This window comes from Alcaligenes faecalis, assembly GCF_041521385.1.
GTDB lineage: Bacteria > Pseudomonadota > Gammaproteobacteria > Burkholderiales > Burkholderiaceae_B > Alcaligenes > Alcaligenes faecalis_E.
This window is the reverse complement of the sequence record NZ_CP168006.1, coordinates 2,283,973-2,303,232: the sequence shown is the minus strand read 5'-3', so window position 1 is coordinate 2,303,232 and position 19,260 is coordinate 2,283,973. Positions and strand designations below refer to the sequence as shown.

The 19,260-nt window shown below is 58.5% G+C and carries 19 protein-coding genes; 4 read left to right on the top strand and 15 right to left on the bottom strand.

Going from position 1 to position 19,260, the window contains the following annotated elements:
* From ACDI13_RS10430 to ACDI13_RS10405, 6 genes are all read right to left on the bottom strand, one after another.
* The coding region (locus tag ACDI13_RS10430) for a GTP-binding protein (protein ID WP_372372438.1) at positions 1-892 on the bottom strand (892 nt) is incomplete at its 3' end.
* Between the two features lie 66 nt (positions 893-958).
* The gene (locus tag ACDI13_RS10425; RefSeq protein WP_372373112.1) at positions 959-1,783 is read right to left on the bottom strand and encodes a phosphonopyruvate hydrolase; all 825 of its coding nucleotides are present in this window, start codon (positions 1,781-1,783) and stop codon (positions 959-961) included.
* Between the two features lie 74 nt (positions 1,784-1,857).
* A complete protein-coding gene (locus tag ACDI13_RS10420) occupies positions 1,858-3,084 on the bottom strand; it encodes a pyridoxal phosphate-dependent aminotransferase (RefSeq protein WP_316989296.1) in 1,227 nt (408 codons plus the stop codon).
* A complete protein-coding gene (locus tag ACDI13_RS10415) occupies positions 3,081-4,739 on the bottom strand; it encodes an iron ABC transporter permease (protein WP_316990437.1) in 1,659 nt (552 codons plus the stop codon). Before ACDI13_RS10415 ends, ACDI13_RS10420 begins: the two co-directional genes overlap by 4 nt.
* Complete coding sequence (locus ACDI13_RS10410; RefSeq protein ID WP_316990438.1) at positions 4,736-5,800, bottom strand: ABC transporter ATP-binding protein; 1,065 nt, start codon at positions 5,798-5,800, stop codon at positions 4,736-4,738. The genes ACDI13_RS10415 and ACDI13_RS10410 overlap by 4 nt, the downstream gene beginning before the upstream one ends.
* An 11-nt stretch (positions 5,801-5,811) precedes the next feature.
* Entirely contained in the window at positions 5,812-6,795 is a 984-nt protein-coding gene (locus ACDI13_RS10405) for an ABC transporter substrate-binding protein (RefSeq protein WP_316990439.1), read from the bottom strand.
* A 120-nt stretch (positions 6,796-6,915) separates the two neighbouring features.
* Between ACDI13_RS10405 and ACDI13_RS10400 the strand changes: the two genes are divergently transcribed.
* Positions 6,916-7,797, top strand: coding sequence for a LysR family transcriptional regulator (locus ACDI13_RS10400; protein WP_316990440.1), 882 nt, complete (start codon positions 6,916-6,918; stop codon positions 7,795-7,797).
* A 27-nt stretch (positions 7,798-7,824) separates the two neighbouring features.
* On the opposite strand, the gene ACDI13_RS10395 is transcribed toward ACDI13_RS10400, so the two are convergent.
* Positions 7,825-8,751, bottom strand: coding sequence for a DMT family transporter (locus ACDI13_RS10395; RefSeq protein WP_316990441.1), 927 nt, complete (start codon positions 8,749-8,751; stop codon positions 7,825-7,827).
* A 205-nt stretch (positions 8,752-8,956) separates the two neighbouring features.
* Here ACDI13_RS10395 and ACDI13_RS10390 point away from each other — a divergent pair, with 205 nt between their 5' ends.
* Genes ACDI13_RS10390 through ACDI13_RS10380 form a run of 3 tightly spaced genes read left to right on the top strand, consistent with a single transcriptional unit; the run spans position 8,957 to position 11,473 of the window.
* A complete protein-coding gene (locus tag ACDI13_RS10390; RefSeq protein ID WP_316990442.1) occupies positions 8,957-9,685 on the top strand; it encodes a GntR family transcriptional regulator in 729 nt (242 codons plus the stop codon).
* Between the two features lie 46 nt (positions 9,686-9,731).
* On the top strand, positions 9,732-10,700 hold the full coding sequence (locus tag ACDI13_RS10385) for a tripartite tricarboxylate transporter substrate binding protein (RefSeq protein ID WP_316990443.1): 969 nt from the start codon (positions 9,732-9,734) through the stop codon (positions 10,698-10,700).
* 17 nt (positions 10,701-10,717) lie between these two features.
* Positions 10,718-11,473 (top strand): arylmalonate decarboxylase, encoded by a 756-nt coding sequence (locus ACDI13_RS10380; RefSeq protein WP_316990444.1) that lies wholly within the window; start codon positions 10,718-10,720, stop codon positions 11,471-11,473.
* A gap of 16 nt (positions 11,474-11,489) precedes the next feature.
* On the opposite strand, the gene ACDI13_RS10375 is transcribed toward ACDI13_RS10380, so the two are convergent.
* The 8 genes from ACDI13_RS10375 to ACDI13_RS10340 are packed head-to-tail and all read right to left on the bottom strand — an operon-like array spanning position 11,490 to position 19,250.
* A complete protein-coding gene (locus ACDI13_RS10375; RefSeq protein WP_316990445.1) occupies positions 11,490-12,278 on the bottom strand; it encodes an enoyl-CoA hydratase/isomerase family protein in 789 nt (262 codons plus the stop codon).
* A 27-nt stretch (positions 12,279-12,305) separates the two neighbouring features.
* Positions 12,306-13,073 (bottom strand): GntR family transcriptional regulator, encoded by a 768-nt coding sequence (locus ACDI13_RS10370; protein WP_316990446.1) that lies wholly within the window; start codon positions 13,071-13,073, stop codon positions 12,306-12,308.
* 12 nt (positions 13,074-13,085) lie between these two features.
* Positions 13,086-13,886 carry an alpha/beta hydrolase gene (locus tag ACDI13_RS10365; protein ID WP_316990548.1) on the bottom strand — a complete coding sequence of 267 codons (801 nt, stop codon included), beginning with the start codon at positions 13,884-13,886 and terminating at the stop codon, positions 13,086-13,088.
* 2 nt (positions 13,887-13,888) lie between these two features.
* Positions 13,889-14,260: a hypothetical protein gene (locus ACDI13_RS10360; RefSeq protein WP_316990549.1), complete on the bottom strand. Its 372-nt coding sequence runs from the start codon at positions 14,258-14,260 to the stop codon at positions 13,889-13,891.
* Positions 14,260-15,777 carry an AMP-binding protein gene (locus tag ACDI13_RS10355; RefSeq protein ID WP_316990550.1) on the bottom strand — a complete coding sequence of 506 codons (1,518 nt, stop codon included), beginning with the start codon at positions 15,775-15,777 and terminating at the stop codon, positions 14,260-14,262. The genes ACDI13_RS10360 and ACDI13_RS10355 overlap by 1 nt, the downstream gene beginning before the upstream one ends.
* Complete coding sequence (locus ACDI13_RS10350; RefSeq protein WP_316990551.1) at positions 15,770-17,383, bottom strand: ATP-binding cassette domain-containing protein; 1,614 nt, start codon at positions 17,381-17,383, stop codon at positions 15,770-15,772. Before ACDI13_RS10350 ends, ACDI13_RS10355 begins: the two co-directional genes overlap by 8 nt.
* Positions 17,380-18,360: a branched-chain amino acid ABC transporter permease gene (locus ACDI13_RS10345; protein ID WP_316990552.1), complete on the bottom strand. Its 981-nt coding sequence runs from the start codon at positions 18,358-18,360 to the stop codon at positions 17,380-17,382. Before ACDI13_RS10345 ends, ACDI13_RS10350 begins: the two co-directional genes overlap by 4 nt.
* A complete protein-coding gene (locus ACDI13_RS10340; protein WP_372372435.1) occupies positions 18,357-19,250 on the bottom strand; it encodes a branched-chain amino acid ABC transporter permease in 894 nt (297 codons plus the stop codon). Before ACDI13_RS10340 ends, ACDI13_RS10345 begins: the two co-directional genes overlap by 4 nt.
* Positions 19,251-19,260 lie beyond the last annotated feature (10 nt).

Below are 19,260 nucleotides of genomic sequence, written 5' to 3'. Positions count from 1 at the left end.
TGCTGTTGCTGTTGCTGTTGCTGTTGCTGTTGCTGTTGCTGTTGCTGTTGCTGTTGCTGTTGCTGTTGCTGTTGCTGTTGCTGTTGCTGTTGCTGTTGCCAGCGATGATGCCCGTGCCATGGCTATGGCTATGGCTATGGCTATGGCTATGGCTATGGCTATGGCTATGCACATGATCGTGATCGTGATCGTGATCGTGATCGCCAGTATCTTGCCCCAGCGCCTCGAAAGCCGCCAAACTCCAGGCCCGCCCTTGTCCAACCTGCTCGCCCAAGCCCAAGAGACTGGGCGCAACGGGCTGCGAGGCCGACAGTATCTGCTGCTGCGCCCAAGGATTCACGCCACGCACGTATTCACGCAGCGCCGTTTCAGTCCCTGCATCCACCCGGTCACGCTTGCTGAACAACAACAGATCCGCCACAGCCACCTGTCGCTGTGCCTCGGCATGGCGCGCCAGCGTTTCCAAGCCGTGCTCCAGATCCACCACCGTCACCACACCCGCCAGGCTGTACTTGCCGGTCAACTGCGGATCACTTAACAAGGTATGCAAGATGGGCGCAGGGTCAGCCAGCCCCGTTGCTTCAATGAATACCCGTCGAAACTGCCGCTGACCTGCCCGCGAAAAACGCCAGGTAATGTCACGCAAGGTCTGCACCAGATCACGCCGTATGGTGCAGCACAAGCAGCCACTGCCCAGAACCTCAATCCTGTTTTCCTGACTGTGCGCCACCAGATGATGGTCCAGCGCCGTCTGCCCAAACTCATTGATGATGACCAGCGTGTCGGCCATCTGCGTTTCTTGCAAAGCGCGATTGATCAGGGTCGTTTTTCCACTACCCAGAAACCCGGTCAACAGCGTGACCGGGATAGGGCTTGGTGCAGATTGGGGCATCGCATTCATCCGGCTGATGGCCCGCCATCGGGCCATCAGCCATTATACGAAGCCCCATGCTGCCCTCTAGCGCAGAAACCGGGCCTCGATCTGACGCATATGGGCATCGCCTTGCAAACCAATAATGGTTTTGACAGAAGGCAGCCCAGCATCCACATTCTGAATACCGCCATCCTGGCGAATCTGGGCAAATACCGCTTGCATGGCGCCCACAGCCGCACGAATCGCATGATTGCCGTAAATCACCACGCCCACTTTGCCCAATTGGGCAATATCGGCCTCGGTCAGTTGAGGGTAGGCCGTTGGCACCAGCACCAACGGCACTTTGCCGGTCCAGGCTTCTACAAAAGACAGAATCTGATCTGGCGTAGCCTGTTTGGAGTGAATCAAAATGGCATCTGCACCCGCCTGCTCGTAAGCCAGTCCCCGCTTTAACGCTTCGTCTTGCCCCAGACCGGCAATCAAGGCCTCTACCCGCGCAATGATCAGAAAGTCAGGGTCACGACGTGCGGCACAAGCCGCTTCAATCTTGCCCTGGAACTCTTCAATGCGTACCAATTCCTGACGCCCATCGGCCCGCAAACTGGTGTCTTTCGGGAAGGTTTTATCCTCCATCACAATGGCACTGGCACCCGCCGCCTCGTACTGCGGTATCACATAGCTGACATTCACGGCATTACCAAAACCAGTATCAATGTCGGCAATCAAAGGAATATCCACGGTCGAGGCAATCGCCCGCATCATCTCCAAATGCGTTCCCATCGACAGAATATTGGCGTCTGGCACGGCATAACTGGCAGACAACTCAAAACCGCTCCCCCAAATTGCCCCGAAACCGGCATCCTGAGCCAAGCGAGCGGCCAACGGGTTATGGGCGGCCATTGCCGTCATCAATCGCCCTTGGGAAAAGGCTGCTTTCAACACCTGATTTTTTTGACTGTTCACACTCTTTCTCCGTAAGGGGTTCAGCTCAGTCGAGCAATGGCTTGGGCAATACGGCTCATGGCCTCTTCCAGCTCCTGGTCGCTGGAGGCGTAAGACACGCGGAAGTGACCAGGCAACTCAAACGCCGAACCGGGCACCACGGCCACCCCGACACTACGAAGGAAGTACATGCACAGGTCCTTATCCGTACTGATCAACTGACCTGACGGATCCCGCAAGCCCAAAACGCCTTGGCAACTGGGGAACACATAGAACGCCCCCATAGGCAGATCACATTCAATGCCCGGCATCGCATTGAGCGCGGCCACCACCTTGTCACGGCGGCGGCGGAATGCCTCCACAAACTCGGGCAGAAAATCCATGGGGCCATCCAGTGCGGCCACCGCCGCCGCCTGGCTGATGGAGCTGGTATGGGAAGTGGCTTGCGACTGCACCAGATTCATGGCCTTGATCAGGTGCAGCGGGCCCGCAGCAAACCCAACCCGCCAGCCGGTCATCGCATAGGCTTTGGAGACACCGTTGATGGTCAATGTGCGAGCCGCCATCTGTGGCGACAAGGCGGCTGGCGTGGCAAAGGGCTCGTCGCTATAACGGATTTTCTCGTACACATCATCGGCCATCACCCAGACATGCGGATGACGCAACAGCACGTGCTCCAGTGCTTCCAGTTCCTGGCGCGAATACACTGCGCCACTGGGGTTGGAGGGGGAGTTGAGCATCAGCCATTTGGTACGGGGGGTGATGGCCCGTTCCAACTGGTCAGCTTGCAGTTTGAAGCCAGCTTGCGCACTGCACCGCACAATGACCGGCTTGCCTCCTGCCAACAGCACCATTTCCGGGTAAGACACCCAGGCGGGGGTCGGGATGATGACCTCGTCACCGTCCTGCACCGTGGCCTGCAAGGCGTTGTACAAGGCTTGTTTGGCCCCGCAGCCGACCTGGATCTGATCCGGGCTGAAGTGCAGGCCATTGTCGCGCTCGAACTTGCGTACCACAGCCTCACGCAGGGCCAGGGTGCCGGCAACTTCGGTATAGCGGGACTCATTGCGATCAATCGCCTCTTTAGCCGCCTGACGCACATGCTCGGGGGTCGCAAAGTCCGGCTCGCCCTGGCTGAGGGTAATAACCGACTGCCCCTGTTGCCGCATTTGATTGGCCAGGCGCGTCATCTCTTTGGTGGCCGATGCCTTGGCTCCCAACACGCGCTGGGCCAGCGCGATCTCTTCCTGACATTGCACAGAGCTCATTGTGTCCATCCTACTTTTACTTTGAAAATGAAACGGGTCAGCAGCAGCGGCAAAAATATCGCCATCAAGAGCACCAGGCTATACGCACTGGCCTGAGCCAAACGTCCGCTGTCGACCAATTGAAAAACCTCGATAGGCAGGGTGCTCATCCCGCCGAAATACAGAACCACCGTGGCGGATAGCTCCGACAAGGTCGTAATCCACATCAGTACCGTGGCCGCAATCACCGCCGGCCAGACCACCGGCAAAACGACCTTCGCAAAGGTGGGCATCGGGGCCACACCCAGACTGATGGAGGCTTCCTCAATGGAATTGCGCAAGTTATGCAAAGGCCCCATGGCCGCACGCACACTGGTGGGTACGCGGCGCAAAAAGTAGGCCAGCGCCATAATGACCCAACTGCCCGTCAACACCAGCCAGCCGCTGTTAAACACATTGATCAGGGCAATGCCCAGCACCGTGCCAGCAATCGTCAAAGGCAGCATGACCAGCACATCCAGGCCCGCACTCAAGCCGGACGGCCGTTTCACAATCAGATAGGCCGCCACGATGGAGAACACGGCACCCGCACTGGTTGCCGCTGCACCCAGCAGCAAGGAGTTGTACAAAGGTCCGGGCGCCTGCACCAGGGCTTGCTGCATATGGCTTAAGGTAAAGCCGCCATACTGGAGCACCGGGCCAATAGAAGGCGTAAAGGCAGTGACTATCACCACCAGCACCGGCAGTATCGACAAGACAATCAGAATCGACACCAAAGTGGCGCACACCGTCGCCTGCCACGCGCGCAAAGGTACCCGCACAGGAGCCCGCCCGGACTCCATCTGGTAGGTACGTCGGGCGACCACCCACTTTTGAATCAGCAGCAAAACCAAGCCCAGAAACACCAGCAAAGACGCCATGGTGGTCTGCATTTGCGGATTCCCGCCCATCTCGCTGACAAACTCGTTATACGTCTTGACCGCCAACACGGGGGTACGGGCGCCCAGAATGGCTGGAACGCCAAAATCGCCGATAACATGCATGAAGACCAGCACCGCTGCACCGCACAGAGCCGGCACCATCAGCGGAAAGGTCACGGTGCGCAAGGTACGCCCCGGTGAGCTGCCCAGACTCAGGCCCGCCTCTTCCAGGTTGCGATCCATGGACTTCAAACCAACCAGCACAGCCACGTAGGCGTACACGTAGTTGTTCAGGGTCATCACAAAAACCAGACCCCACCAGGAATACAAGGAAGGCAGCTCCAGGCCGAAGGGGGCCAGCACGCTATTGAGCACGCCCTGTTTACCCAGCACCACGATCCAGGCCGCGGCGACCACCACATCCGGAATGACCAAGGTCAGCAGGGGCAAAACACCAAGGCAGGCAGCCAATGGGAAAGAGAAACGAGCGGCTGCCAGGGCCAAACCGGCGCCCAGCACCAAACTAAGCAGCGTTACCGCGCCCCCCAACCACAAGGTGTTGAACAGGCTCTCCCGATACGCAGGTTCCGAGAAAAACTGCACGTACCCATGCAAACCAAACTGACCGTCCTTGTTGAACAGGGAGCTAGTCAGCATGGACAAGACCGGCCACAACAAAAAGTAGCCCAGCAAGGCCACGGCCCCCAGGGCCAGCAACAGCCAGGCTGGATCACGTCGCAAAGAGCCCAGCATCATGTCCGCTCCACCAAAAGAGCCGACTCGGGAACGCGCAAGACCACCGCATCCCCTCGCTCCCAACTCTGACCGGCGCCCGTGTTCCAGACCACCGCCTTCAGGAAACCAAATTCCGTACGCAATTGATACGCCGTGCTGGGACCCCGGTAATCCACGCTTTCAATCCGCGCAGCAATGTCGCCCTCATCCAGCGGGCGCAAGGCATCCACACTCAGGGTTTCAGGCCGCACAGCCAACATCGTCTGCTCAGAAAAACGTCCGGCAGACTGGATACGCACAATGCAAGCCGCCGTCCGAAAGCGGCGGCAGCCATCGGCGGCCTGACCGAGTTCCTCTTGAAGCTCGATCAGATTGGCCCCACCCACAAAATCTGCCACAAAACTGTTGTCAGGGCAGCGGTAAATCTGCTCGGGCGTGCCGACCTGACGGACGCATCCCCGGTCCATGACGGCAATGTGGTCCGACACGCTGAGTGCCTCTTCCTGATCATGCGTCACAAACACGGTGGTAATGCCCGCTTCCTGCTGCAAATCCCGCAGCATCTCGCGCAGGTCCGTGCGCAGCTTCGCATCCAGGGCAGACAAGGGCTCGTCCAGCAAGAGCAGATCAGGTTTGATCACTAAGGCGCGTGCCATCGCCACCCGCTGCCGCTGCCCTCCGGACAGCGCGGACGGCAAGGCATCCGCTTTATCCTTCAAACCTACCCGCGCCAACATGTCCAAAGCGGGGGCTCGAGCTTGAGTGCGAGACTGACCACGCGCCAGCAAACCATAGCTGACGTTATCAAGCACGCTACGGTCCGGAAACAAGGCGTAATCCTGAAACACCATGCCCACATTGCGTTTATGCACAGGCACGCGCGTCATCTCTTTCTGACCGAACAGCACCTTGCCATGATCAGGGCGCACAAATCCGGCCAGCATGCGCAGCAAGGTCGTCTTGCCACAACCCGATGGCCCCAGCAGGGTAAACAAGGAGCCGCTGGGGATCGTCAGATCCAAACCCTGGAACAAGGCCTGTGAGCCGTAGCTTTGCTTAATGCCTGATAAATGTATCTGCATATAAGTCCCGCCTAGCGTTGGGAAACCAGTTCGCGCCAACGCGCCAGGAAGGCCTCGCGGTCTGCGCCCATACGCCCATCATCCAGGGCATGGATACGGATCTGGTCCATGGCAGGCAAGCTGGTCAACGTATTAACGGCAATGTCGCTACGTAAAGGACGGCGAAACGCACTTTTGAATACCTCTTCCTGTGCAGGACGCGAGGCCAGGAAGTCGTACAACTTGCGGGCAGACTCGGGGTTACGCCCACCCTTAATCAAGGCCATCCCTTCCGGCGACAGGAAAGTGCCCTCTTTGGGGTAGACCAGATCAATCGTATCCAGCCCACCGGCCACATACTGATAAGCGGCATACTCCATCGTTACTGCCACCGCGAACTCGCCATTGGCAACGCCTTCGTAAGCGCCCGCTGTTGTCCCGACCACCACAGCATTGCGAGCCACTTTCTCAAACACGTCCTGCCCCATCAAATCCTGCAGACCGTACAAAGCAACATAGGAGGAGCTGCTGCGCGCCGGGTCAGGAATCACGATCTTGCCCTTCCAGGCCGGATCAGCCAGATCCGCCCAGCTAGCAGGAGCCTGGAGTTTGTCCAACTGGCGCTCATTGACCATCAACACCGTGACATGGGTATTGGTACCCAACCAGCGTTGATCTGGCCCCTGAAACTGGGCTCCTACCGCCGATGCTTCAGGCGAGGAGTAGGGGGCCAGGTAATCGGCATACTGCGACAAGGTGGAAAACCCGCCCGACCAGAACAAATCACCCAAAGGTTGCTCGGCTTCGGCCTTGATACGCTGCATCAAGGCACCGGAACCGGCACGCACGACAGACACGGATATCTCGGGATGAACCTGACGGAACTGCTCAATCACCGTGTTCACCACATCGATGTTATTGGAGGAGTACAACACGACTTCATCCGCCTTGGCAGCGCCCGAGCTCAGGCAAGAAAGCATGAGTAAAGCGGATAGATAAGGAAAACGGTTTTGCATGATTATTTCCTGAAATTTAAATAAAATTGCATGGAAATCATGGTATTTATCGTATATGACCGTTCTGTTACACCCTACCTCCACCCCCTATTAGTCGTGACCCTATCATGAGTTTTAATCATGCTTGATACTGTTCCTCTGGTTCCGCTGCGTGTGTTTGTCGCCGTGGGCCGACAAGGCAATTTCACCCGTGCAGCCCAAAGCCTGGGGATCACCCAAAGCGCAGTCAGCCGGCATATCGCCACCCTGGAAAAAATCAGCAAACAGGCCCTGTTCATTCGACGAGGCCCCTATATTGAGCTGACGGCAGCCGGCCTGCAGCTCTATGAAACCGTCAAAGACGCCATGGCCACCCTGGAGATGGCCATTCAGCAAATCGCCCATCCGCCGGATCAGCAAGGACGGCTGCGAGTACGGACGTCCATGCCCAGTTTTTCAATGACGGTGATGGTTCCCATGCTTGGCCAGTTCACCGCACAGCACGCTATGCAGATTGATCTGATCACCAACCTGTCGCCACCACGCCCCAATGAGGAATTCGATGTCCTGATCAGCCGGGATTTAAATCTGCCAGATAGCGAAAGCTGGGAACTGACACGTGAAGAACTCGTCTGTGTGGCCGCACCAGCCTTGATTGAGCAACACAGCGGGCAAACGTGGGAGCACTGGCCTATGGTGACCGCGCGCTCTCGACCCGACATATTGGGCGTGTGGGCTCTGGATCAGGGTATTGAGCCATCGCGTCTGCTGATGAGTGCAACCTACGATCACCTGTTTTTCGCCATTGCCGGCGCCATTGCCGGATCAGGATTTCTGGTTGTGCCACGCTTGCTCGTCATGGACCATCTACGCGATGGCGTCTTGCGGGAAGTGGGCCCTGGCCAAGTTGCCACGGGCGCAACCTACATGGCCTATGTCAACGCACAATCCCCCCAACAACGTGATGCCCGCCAATTTTGCCGCTGGTTGAAAAGCAGCTTGCGGCAACGCCTTGCCCCTTAGTTCATTTGCATCGGATCGCTGACTTGCTCACGTTCTGCGACGTCGCTGCTGACTGATCCAGCTATAGGTGCTGACCAGGGTAATGCCCATCAGCACCAGCAATGCGCCCATCACAAAACGGGGCTCTATGGCTTCACCCAGCAAAAACGCCCCGAATAGAACCCCAAACAAAGGGGTGGCAAAAGAGAACACCCCCAAACGCGACGCCTGATACTTGCGCAGCAACCAGAACCAGACCAGAAAGCTCAAGAACGCCACCACCACGGACTGAAATACCAGGCTGGCACCCAGCAAACCGGACCAATGCACCTTGGTTTGCCCGGTCACAACCGCGGCTACCATCAGAATCGCAAAAGCACTGAACAGTTGATACAGCAAAGCCTCCGACGGCGGAACGGCTGACAGGCGAGTACTGCGGATCAGCACGGTGGTAAAGCCCCACAAGGCCCCGGCAGCCAAGGCCATCAAGTCCCCAATCAGCATGCGGCCCAGATCCGCCCCATCCAGGCTGGCCGGGCCCAAAAAGGTAATGGCGATACCCGCCACCGCCAACCCGATCCCCACCCATTGCAGGCGGGCCAAACGCTCCGACGGCAAGAGAATATGCAGGCCCAAGGCCGCAAACACCGGCGCCGTGTAGAGAAACACCACGGCATGCGCCGCCGACGTAAAACGCAAGCTTTCTCCCAGCAGCAAGTATTCCAACGCAAACAGCAAACCGGCCATCAAACCCGGCTTCCAGGCCCCTGCTGTAAAGGTCAGCTTGTGTGTGCGTACCAGAACCAGCACAGTGACCAGCACACAGGCCACCCCCGAGCGCAAACCAATCTGAAAAATAGGTGCCATGTCATGCGCCGTGGCCTTGAGCAAAATCTGCTGAAAACTCCAGATCAGGCACAAGACCAGCATGGCACTGCTGGCCAGCGCATCGAGTGGTTTACGTTCTTCGCTCATGGGGGTTTTTATCCGAAAAGTGGCGCGCTTCCCCTCTATCTGAACAGGTGCAGGGGCCAGCAAAAATGAATTATCCGTGAAATTTCCCCGAATCAAAACGGGACCGCCCTTTCTTTACCCTCGGATAAGCCTTAATTGATATATCAAAAAGCCCTCCCTAGAATCATTTAAGCCTAAAAAATAACAAAGGGCCTAGGAGACGGGCATGACACTGAGCAATACTGACCGGGTACGAATCGAACTGGAGCACCGCATTGCCAGCGGTGATCTGCCGCCGGGCGGCGCCATTGATGAGTCCTTGCTGTGCACATTTTTCCGGGTATCACGCACCCCCGTGCGTGAAGCCTTACTGCAGTTAGCGGCCACCGGGCAAGTTCGCATCGCCCCCCGAGCCGGTATCTTTGTCACCCAGCACACGATTGAAGAACTGGAGGAAATGCTGGAAACCCTGGCCTTGCTGGAAGGTGCCTGCACCCAACTGGCTGCCTATCGCATCAGCAATGCCCAGATCCGCGAACTGGAGCGTTTGCAAAAACGCGGATTCAAGGCCCTGCAAGAAAAAAACCTGACAGATTACGCCACCTACAACGCCGAATTTCACGCCCTGATTCACAGCATTGCCGGTAATACCTTCATGGTGCAGCAAATTGAACACCTGCGTCGTCTGACCAACCCTTACCGCCACCGCCATCTGGATCAGGAAAACCGCATGGAGCAATCCTGGCATGAACATCAGGCCTTGACCCAGGCCCTGGCCCTGCGTGACGGCCCCAGCGCCATGCAGGCTGCGGCCAGCCATGTGCTCTCCGGTGCCGAATCCCTGCGCCGTGTCGCCCAAGCCCATCCCGAGAAATGGGAGTTCGACAAGCGCGAACGGTATAGCTGGCTCCATGCCCAGCTCAACCCTTTGGCCGGGTTTTATATGCGGCACTAAATCCATAATTAGCTAAAAAACCCACTCATACCGAGGAGACTTTCTCATGTTTGCAAGCCGTTTCACACGGCGGGCGCTGGCTGCGCTCGCCCTGACATTAAGCCCTGTGGCCGCTTTACACGCTGCCGAACCCATTCGTCTGGTCGTGGGTTTTGCCCCCGGTGGCGGGGTCGACACCCTGGCCCGCGTCACCGCCCAGGCACTAAGCAAGGAGCTGGACCGCACCGTGATTGTGGAAAACAAATCCGGCGCTGGTGGCACCATTTCTGCCGACTACGTCTCCAAATCCCAGGCTGACGGCAACACGCTGTTGTTTGCCGATACCTCTTTGCTGGTCGCCCCCTACATCTACCCGGCGCTGCGTTATGACTTGCAGCGCGATTTCACGTCGATTGGCATGGTGGGCCAGTCTGATCTGGCCCTGGCCGTCCCCGGTGACAGCCCCGTCAACACTGTGGCCGAACTGATCGAGGCCATCCGCAAGGCGCCCGCTCAAACGGAAACCTTTGCCTCGGTGGGTGTAGGCTCGGTCCATCATCTGGGCGGCGAGCTGTTCGCCTTGAAGACCCAGACTGAACTGGTCCATGTCCCATATCGTGGTGGCGCTCCCGCCAGCCAGGCCCTCGCTGCCGGTGAAGTGTCCATGTCCTTTGCCAGCCTGGCCTCTTCAATTGGCCTGGCCAAGTCCGGCCGCATCCGTTTGCTGGCCACCTTGTCCGAACGTCGCTTTCCCGGCATGCCCGATCTGCCCAGCGTGTCGGAAACCATTCCCGGCTACAGCGTGACACCCTCGCTGTTCATGCTGGCCCCCAAGAACGTAGACCCCGCCCTGGTCGCCACCGTCAGCAAGGCATTGGCAAACAGCATGCAGCAACAGCAAGTGCAGGATGCCTTCCTGGCTCAAGGCTCGGTAGCCGGCTATCAAGATGCCCAGGCCACCGAACAATGGCTGGGTGAAGAAACAGAACGCTGGGCCAATGTCATCAAGACCGCCCAACTCGACTTTAAACAATGAAACAAGCAGCGACTGTTATGACGACTGACAACTCAGATACCAAGCGCCCCGTACTGGGCCTGATCGTGCCACCGGCCGCCGGTTTGGTGCCGCCCGAAGGCCCGGAAATGTACCCCGAAATCAACTTCATCGCCCAAGGTCTGGCCCTCAGTTCGGTGGACAAGGAAGGCTATGACCAGGTCATCGACCAAGTTGTCCAAGCGGCCCAGAAACTGGCCGCTCGTGGCGCCCAGGCCGTTTCCTTGATGGGGACGTCGCTGAGCTTTTACCGTGGCTCAGACTTTAACGAAGAGCTGGTGGCTCGTCTGTGCGAATCCACCGGCTTGCCATGCTCCACCATGAGCCACGCCATCTTGCGCGGCCTGCGTGTCAGCGGCATCGAACGGGTGGCAGTCGCGTCTTCCTATATTGATGACGTGAACCAACGCTTGGTCCATTTTCTGGGCCAGAACCAGATTCAAGCCGTGTGCGCTTATGGTCTGGGGGTCAATGACGTCACGGCCATGTCCAAGATCAGCACACAAGAGCTGGTCGATCTGTGCCTGAAAACCTGGGACATCGCCCAGGAACAGGCCCCCGGTCAGGCACAAGGCTTGCTGCTGTCATGCGGGGGGTTAGTGTCGCTGGAAGCGGTGCGTCAGGTCGAGGACAAATTGGGCGTCACCGTCGTGTCCAGTTCCCCCGCTGGCTTCTGGGATCTGGTGGCAACCGCTGGCCTGGACTTATTCCCGCAGGGGATGGGGCGACTGGCACAAGAGCGTCAAACCGCCTGATCGAAAGCCGTTTTACCTAGGCGCGGCCCGGCGACAAAAAACCCGCACGCGCCTGGGCTCCCTCTACGCTGTCGCGACATACCAGCGCCTGATCCGCATCCATATAAATGCCCAGACGGTTCAAGGCATTGGCGACCTGATTCACCGACTCCTTGGTCATGCGAATAATCGCCGCAGGCGATTCCGAAGCCCGCTTGGCCAAATACTGTGCCACGGCCACGGCCTGACCAGGTTCGCAGACTTCATCCAGCAGGCCCCAATCCATCGCCTGTTCAGCACCGAAGCGTTCGGCCAACAAGATGGCCCGTTTGGTGCGAGCGGCACCCAGCATGTTCACCATGCGTGGAATGGCACCCCAGCCCATGTTCAGACCCACCTTGGCTTCGGGCAGATACAAGAAAGACGATTGCGAAGCCACACGCCAATCGCAAGCCAGTGCCAGGGCAACCGAACCACCCACAGCCGCGCCTTCAATGGCGGCAATGGTCAACTGAGGCAGTTCCTCCCACAAACGGCACAAACGCGCACCACGCTGGGCCACATCGCGGCGCTCCAGCAAGCCGGCCTGTTCATCGTTCCACTTTTGCGGGTCTTTCAAATCAATCCCGGCCGAGAAAATATCCTTGGCCCCGGTCAGCACCACGGTGTGAATCTCCAGCGACAAGGCCAGATCCTGCGCCACTTGCGTCAGGGCCAGCAAAGTGTCCTGATCAATAGCATTACGGTTCACGCCGCGATCAAAGCGCACCAGCGCATGGTCGCCCGTCACCTTGACCGTCACACTGCGGCCATATTTGCGTTTCATGAATGTCTCCCCAAAGGTTCGGAAAAATCAGCTCTGTGAGCGATGGCTCCCATCACTGCGCGACAGGCGCGTGACGTAGCGGAATTCATAAGGTGGGTAAAAGCTGACCGCCACTTCCATGACCTTGCCCGCCAGATTGCGGAAGGTACGGATAATCAGCAGCGCCGGATCGGAGTCCTCGTAGCCCAGAAAGCGGGCAACATGCGGGGGAAAGCGCGAGGCGGAGATTTCCATCTCGATGGTTTCCACCACTTCGCCACAGTGTTCCTCCAGCAGCGGATACACACCACCGGGCTGGGTAGAAATCAGGTCAGCCACCGCCTGGTATTCCTTGCGCAGATAAATATCTGTCCAGGAAATGCCACGCTTGCTGCCCGGCACACTGCGGTAGGTTTCCACCTTCACCCAATCTGCCGGATCACCGTCCAGCGCGGTTTCGGGCGGCTGCTTGTCCACACAGACCGCCTTTTTATGCACGTGCAGATCGGTGAACTCCAGATAGCGCTGCAACTGATCCGTGGTGTCCAGCGCCAGGCCAAACTGCGGCTTGGGATGCTGACGTATTACGGTGGTACCGGCACGGCGACGCCGCTCGATCAAACCCAGATCGGTCAGCTTGCGTATGGCTTCACGCGCCGTGTGCCGACCGACCCCGTACATCTCGCACAGATCCATCTCGGTGGGCAGCTTGGAACCGACGGGGTAATGGCCCGAACGGATCAGCTCCAACAAGCGATCGCTCATGTTCTGATACAGGGTTGGCTTGGCGCTGGACTGGGATTCGGTGTTTGCCATACGGTTTTCAGCTTAAAGAGACAGGCGGCGCATCGCAGCCAGGGTGTCGCGGGTGAACTGCTCAGGACATTCACTTTGGGGAAAATGCCCGATGCCCGGCCATTCTATATATTCCACCGGAACTTTGCCTTCTCGCAGCAAGCGTTCGACCTCTCTGGCGGACTCTGGCGGCACGGACCAGTCCTCGCCCCCCTCCACAATCACCACCGGGCAGCGAATATCGTCCAGAATCTGCTCCATACGGAAACCGCCAAAGGCGCAAATATCCGCAAAGGCTACCGCCGGAATGCAACGTCGAGCGTCCGTCACCACTTCCAGCGCACGGGCCGGGTCGGACAGGGTGCCCATCAAGGTGCGGAAAGTCACTTCAAACCAGTCGCCCGGATTGATGCGCGCCATCTCCAGAATGCGCGGGTTATAACCAGAGGACTTCACAACATTCACCGAAGCGCCATCGACCAGCACCAGGCCACGAATACGCTCGGGGGCCATGGCCGCTGCCTGGGCAACGACACCGCCACCCATGGAGTGGCCCATCAGGACCGGGTCCTGAACACCCGCTGCATCCAGAAACTGCAGCAGATATTGGGCGTTTTGCGGGGTGGCGGTATGAGGGCCACCCAATGGCATGCCACTCTTGCCGTGACCGGGCAAATCCAGGGCATACACCGTGTAAAAGGGCGCAAAGTGGTCCAGCACATATTGCCAGGACAGGCTGTCCTGACTGGCGCCGTGCACCATCACCAAGGCTGGACCGGAACCGGCCAGATCGTAATAGGCGCGGATACCATCCGCAGTGGTCACATAAGGCATGCTCAGACCTCCAGCTCGCCCGTCAGGCGGGTCAAGGCGTACAACAACATCCAGTTCTGCACGCAGGCGCGCAAATCACCTCCCACCACCAGTCGGTGTTGACGCACCAAGCGGTTAAATGGAAAACCCTGGGCCAGATCTGCAAAGGCAGCACTATCGCCTTCCAGCCAGAACGGCACCTCGCGCGAGCCTGTGCCCGCCTGCACATCCCGCTCTGACACGGCCAACCAACTATGCTCGCCGGTGTCGGTATTGCGCAGCGCCACGCAAACATCGGCCAGCACGCTGTGCTGCCGTACAAAATCATCGGCGCGGGCGCGCTTGGCCCAGGCAGCCAGCACGGCAGGGTCAAACAGAGATAAAGAAGTCAGCATCAGACATACCTTTGTCGAAGAAGAAACTTCTGCACTTTGCCCGACGAGGACTGGGGCAGGGAGTCCACAATAAAGATGCGTTTGGGTACTTTAAAGCCGGACAGTTTTTCCCGACAAAACTCGCGCAAGACTTCCACATCCGGCTCGCGGCCATTAGCGGGCACAATCGCGGCAACCAGCTCTTCGCCCCAATACTCGTGGGGCAGGCCAAAGGCGGCGGCCTCGCGCACATCGGTGTGGCTGGCCAGACAGTTTTCCACTTCCAGCGCGGCCACGTTTTCGCCGCCCGTCTTGATCATATCTTTGCTGCGGCCCATGAAATAGGCAAAGCCTTCATCGTCCACCCGAATCAAATCGCCCGTGTGCAGCCATCCATCGGCATCCAGCACCTGGGCGGTCAGCTCGGGCTGTCGCCAATAGCCTTTGAACACCGTCGGGCCACGCACCTGCATTTCACCCGGCCCGCGCTGATCGGGCAGCACCTTGCCGTCGGCATCGACCAGTCGATATTGCACATGCCGCCACAGGTAACCGATAGAACCGGGATGCTCCAGAATCTCCTGCGTGTAGCGATTCTTGATGGTGGTGACACAGCTTTCCGTCATGCCAAAGCCCCAACTGAATTCAGCATTGGGAAACACAGTACGGATCAAATCCTGACGCCACGGGCCCAAAGGTGCAGCCGCAGTTTGCACAAACTGGGCACCGGGCAGGGACAGTTCTTTAAATTCAGGGTGATCGGTCAAACCCACCCACATGGCGGACAACAAAAACACATGCGTAGGCTGGTACAGACGCAGCGCGTCCATGACCGCATCGGCCTCGAAACGCGGCACCACATGCAAGCTGCCACCGGCATACAGAATGGGACCATTCACCACCCCAAAGCCGCCAATGTGAAACAAGGGCGTCGCCAGCAAGGAGCGGCTGTTGGCATCAATGCCCAGCTCCATAATGTAGTTCACCGCATTGGCCGACAGATTGCCATGTGTCAGCATGGCCCCCTTGGGTGCTGAGGTCGTACCCGAGGTGTACATGATGATGGCAACATCCTCATCCCCCACACGGCCAAAGCGATGCTGCACCGGGTCATCCGCACGGTGATCGGGCAAGGAATCAGGAAAGTGCTCCAGCCACTGTACGGCACTGTTCAAGCCGCCTTCAGACTCGATCTGCTCGCGCAAGGGACGATAGGCCGGGGCCACAATGCACACGGTAGGCTGAGCATCATCCAGCAGATAACGCAATTCAGCAGCACCGTAACGAGTATTGACCGGCACCAGAGAAAAACCGCCTACGGCCGTGGCATGCAGCAAGGCCAGATAGTCGATGGAATTGGGCGTCATGATGGCCACCCGATCCCCTGGCTGTACGCCCAAACCTTTCAAATAGGCTGCCAAGGCTCGCGCACGGGCGCAGAGCTGGCCAAAAGACAAGGCTTGACGCTCGTCCGAGACCGCTACCTTGCCGGGGTGGCGCTCGGCGTTAAACATGGCGACCTGATAAATATTAGGCATGATGCGATGACTCTGCGGCCTGGCCCAGATAGGCCGCCGCAATCTGCGGGTTGTTCATGATGTCTTGGCTGTCGCCTGCCAGGCTCAAGCGCCCGGTTTCCAGCACAACGGCATGGTTCGACAACTTCAGCGCCAAGCGAGCGTTCTGTTCCACCAGCACAATCGTGGTGCCGTCCTGACTGATCTGACGAATCGCACGGGCCACTTCCAAGGTGACCGCCGGGGCCAGGCCCAGGGAAGGTTCATCCAGCAAAAGCAGGCGGGGGCGGGACATCAAGGCACGGCCAATCGCGCACATTTGCTGCTCGCCACCGGATAGGTGACGACCCTGGCTTTGCTCGCGCTCCAGCAAACGGGGGAAGTAGCCGTAAATACGCTCCAGGTCCACCGTAATGTCGACCTGATCGCGACGCAGATACGCCCCCATCAAGAGGTTCTCGCGCACGGTCAATTCAGGGAACAGGCGACGACCTTCCGGCGACAGGGCAATGCCCAGATTCACACGGCGCTCTGCGTTCAGATTCTGGATAGGCTGGCCTTCCAGCAGGATTTCTCCTCCGGCAACCGGCACCAGACCACTAATGGCTTTCATCAAGGTCGATTTACCGGCGCCATTGGCCCCAATCACGGCGCACACACTGGCTTCTTCTACCGCAAAGCTGACCTTGTCCAGGGCGCGCACGGCACCGTAAGACACGCTCAAGTCCTTGATTTCCAGCATGGGCGCAGGCTTGCTGACCTTGGCGGCTGTCGTGTCCGGACTGAAAGCCAATGCCGAGGCGGGCTGTCCCTTGCCATGATGAGAAGCGCGGCTCTCCACAGGCGGTTCCATACCAGGTTCCTTGTCCAGATCCGCACCCAGATAAGCTTCAATTACCCGTGGGTCCTGACGCACCTGAGCCGTCGGGCCTTCGGCCAGCAAACGGCCATTGACCAGCACCACCAGCTTTTGGCACAGGCGCATCACCAGGCCCATATCGTGCTCGACCACCACCACATCAATGCCACTGGCGTGAATACGTTCGATCAGGTCGGCCATGGCCACGGTTTCCACCGGGTTCAGGCCAGCGGCGGGCTCATCCATTAAAAGAAGGCGGGGCATGGCTGTCAGGGCCATACCCACACCCAAAATCTTCTGCAGGCCGTAGGCTAGCGAATCGGCCTGCTCATCGGCGACTGACTCCAGGCCAATCAAGGCCAAAGCTTGTTCTGCCTGTCGGGCTGCTTCCTGGCGGCCACGACGCACACCCCAAGGGTTGAACAGCGACCAGGGCGAAGGAAACTGACGGAACAGGGCCGCGCGGTACAGGTTTTCAAATACCGTATGGCCTGCAAATACATGCGTCATCTGGAAGGTACGCACCAGACCCTGGCGCGCCAAGGACGCGGCCGGGCGGCCCGTAATGGGGGCTCCATCCATGATGACAGCACCTGCACTGGGTTTGGTTGTACCGGCAATCAGATTGAACAGCGTGGTTTTACCGGCCCCGTTGGGGCCAATCACGCCAGTAATCTGGCCGGGGGCCGTGCTGAAGGACACCTCGTCCACCGCACGAATACCACCAAAATGTCGGCTAAGGCCCTGAACATTCAATTGCACGCTCATGCTGCCTCCTTGCGCGCGCCGCGCCACTTACTCCACAGACCCGCCAGGCCTTGCGGCAAGAACAAGAGCAACAAAATCAAGGTCAGGCCGTAGATCAGGCGCTGGTACTGCAACAAGTCACGCAGCAGCTCGGGCAGGGGGATCAAAATCGCCGCTCCCACCACGGCACCAGCCAGGGCACCGACCCCTCCCAATACATTCATGATGACGGCATTCACAGCAGTCCAGAAACCGAAGGAGTCAGGCGAGATATAGCCTTGGTAATGGGCATACAGACTGCCCGTCCAGCCGGCAATCAAGGCGCTCAGCACAAACACGCTGACCCGAAAGCGCAGCACATTCAAACCACCGGAACGCACCAACTGCTCGTTCTGATGCAAGGAGTCCGCCACCATACCCCATTCACGGCGGTACAAGGCCCGCAGCACAAAGTACACCACCAAGGCAAAGCTGGTCGTCACCAGATAAACGCCGTAACGCCCTTCAGGAATTGGCAAACTGGCATGCAAGGACGGAATCTGCCCAAAGCCGTTATTGCCACCAAACAGTTCATGGAACTCGATAAAGCACAGCACTACGGCTTCGCCCAGGGCAAAGGTCAAGAGCGCAAAATGCACACCCTTGATACGCATAAAAACAGGGCCGGTGATCACAGCTAACGCTGCCGTCAATACTCCGGCGCCCAAAAACGCGGCTGGAAAGGACCAGCCATAATCTCGACTCAAAATGGCCGAGGCATACGCCCCCAGCCCGAACAAGGCACCATGCGCCAGCGAGAGCTGGCCGATGCGCAAAACCAGATTCATGCTCATGGCCAGGCAGGCGTACAGCGACACCATGATGGCCAGATGCAGGGCAAAACGAGGCTGTCCGGCCCACACGGGCCAACCCAGCAGCACCGCAACCACGACGGCATGCCAGACCCAATGCAGGACGCCATCGCGCGGATAGAACGAAGCTGTTTTGATCGCGCTCATGACGATCTCCCCATCAAACCGCTGGGTTTGACCAGCAACACGGCCATCACGATCAGGAAGGACAACATGGTGGCCACGGTCGCGTTATAGAAGGTTGACGCCACGGCCTCGGTGACACTCAGAATCAGGGCGGCAACCACTGCACCGGGCAAGCTGCCCAAGCCTCCCAGAACCACAATAATGAAAGCCTTCACCACCACGGCTTCACCCATATACGGATGCACGGTATAGACCGGCGCCATCAGGGCACCCGACAAACCGGCCAGGCCGCAGCTCAAGGCAAAGGTGAAGGCCATGATCTTCCAGGAGCTGACGCCTTGCAGACGTGCCACTTCCCGGTCCTGCGCCACTGCCCGTATTGTCATGCCGATACGGGTGCGCTCGATCAGAAAATAGAAGGCAGCCAGCGCCAGCACACTCATGCCTACGATCAGCAATTGATCCTTGGCGAAAAAGGCTTGGCCAATTTGCCAGGCACCTTCCACCGGACGGCGTACCGATTGTTCGTCCACCGAGAACAACAGCGAGATCCCGGCCTGCAAGGTAATCGCCAAAGCCAGGGACATGATCATGCCGCCCATCTCGTCGCCCACAAAGCGACGGAACAGGCCGCGTTCAGCCAGTAAACCCAGGAATCCCACCAACACAGCAGCGGCCGCGATAGAGGGCAAGTAGGGCCAGCCAAACTGACCATAAAACACATACATGGCGTAAGCGCCCAGCATGTAGAACTCGCCGTGAGCGAAGTTCACCACCCGCAAGATGCCAAACACCAGCGTGAAACCCAGGGCTACCAGGGCGTACACGAACGTGGACATCAGGGCGATGATGGCGATTTGCATTGCGATCTGCATAATGGCTAACCGTATCAAGGTGCACTCCACCGTCATGGCGGAATGC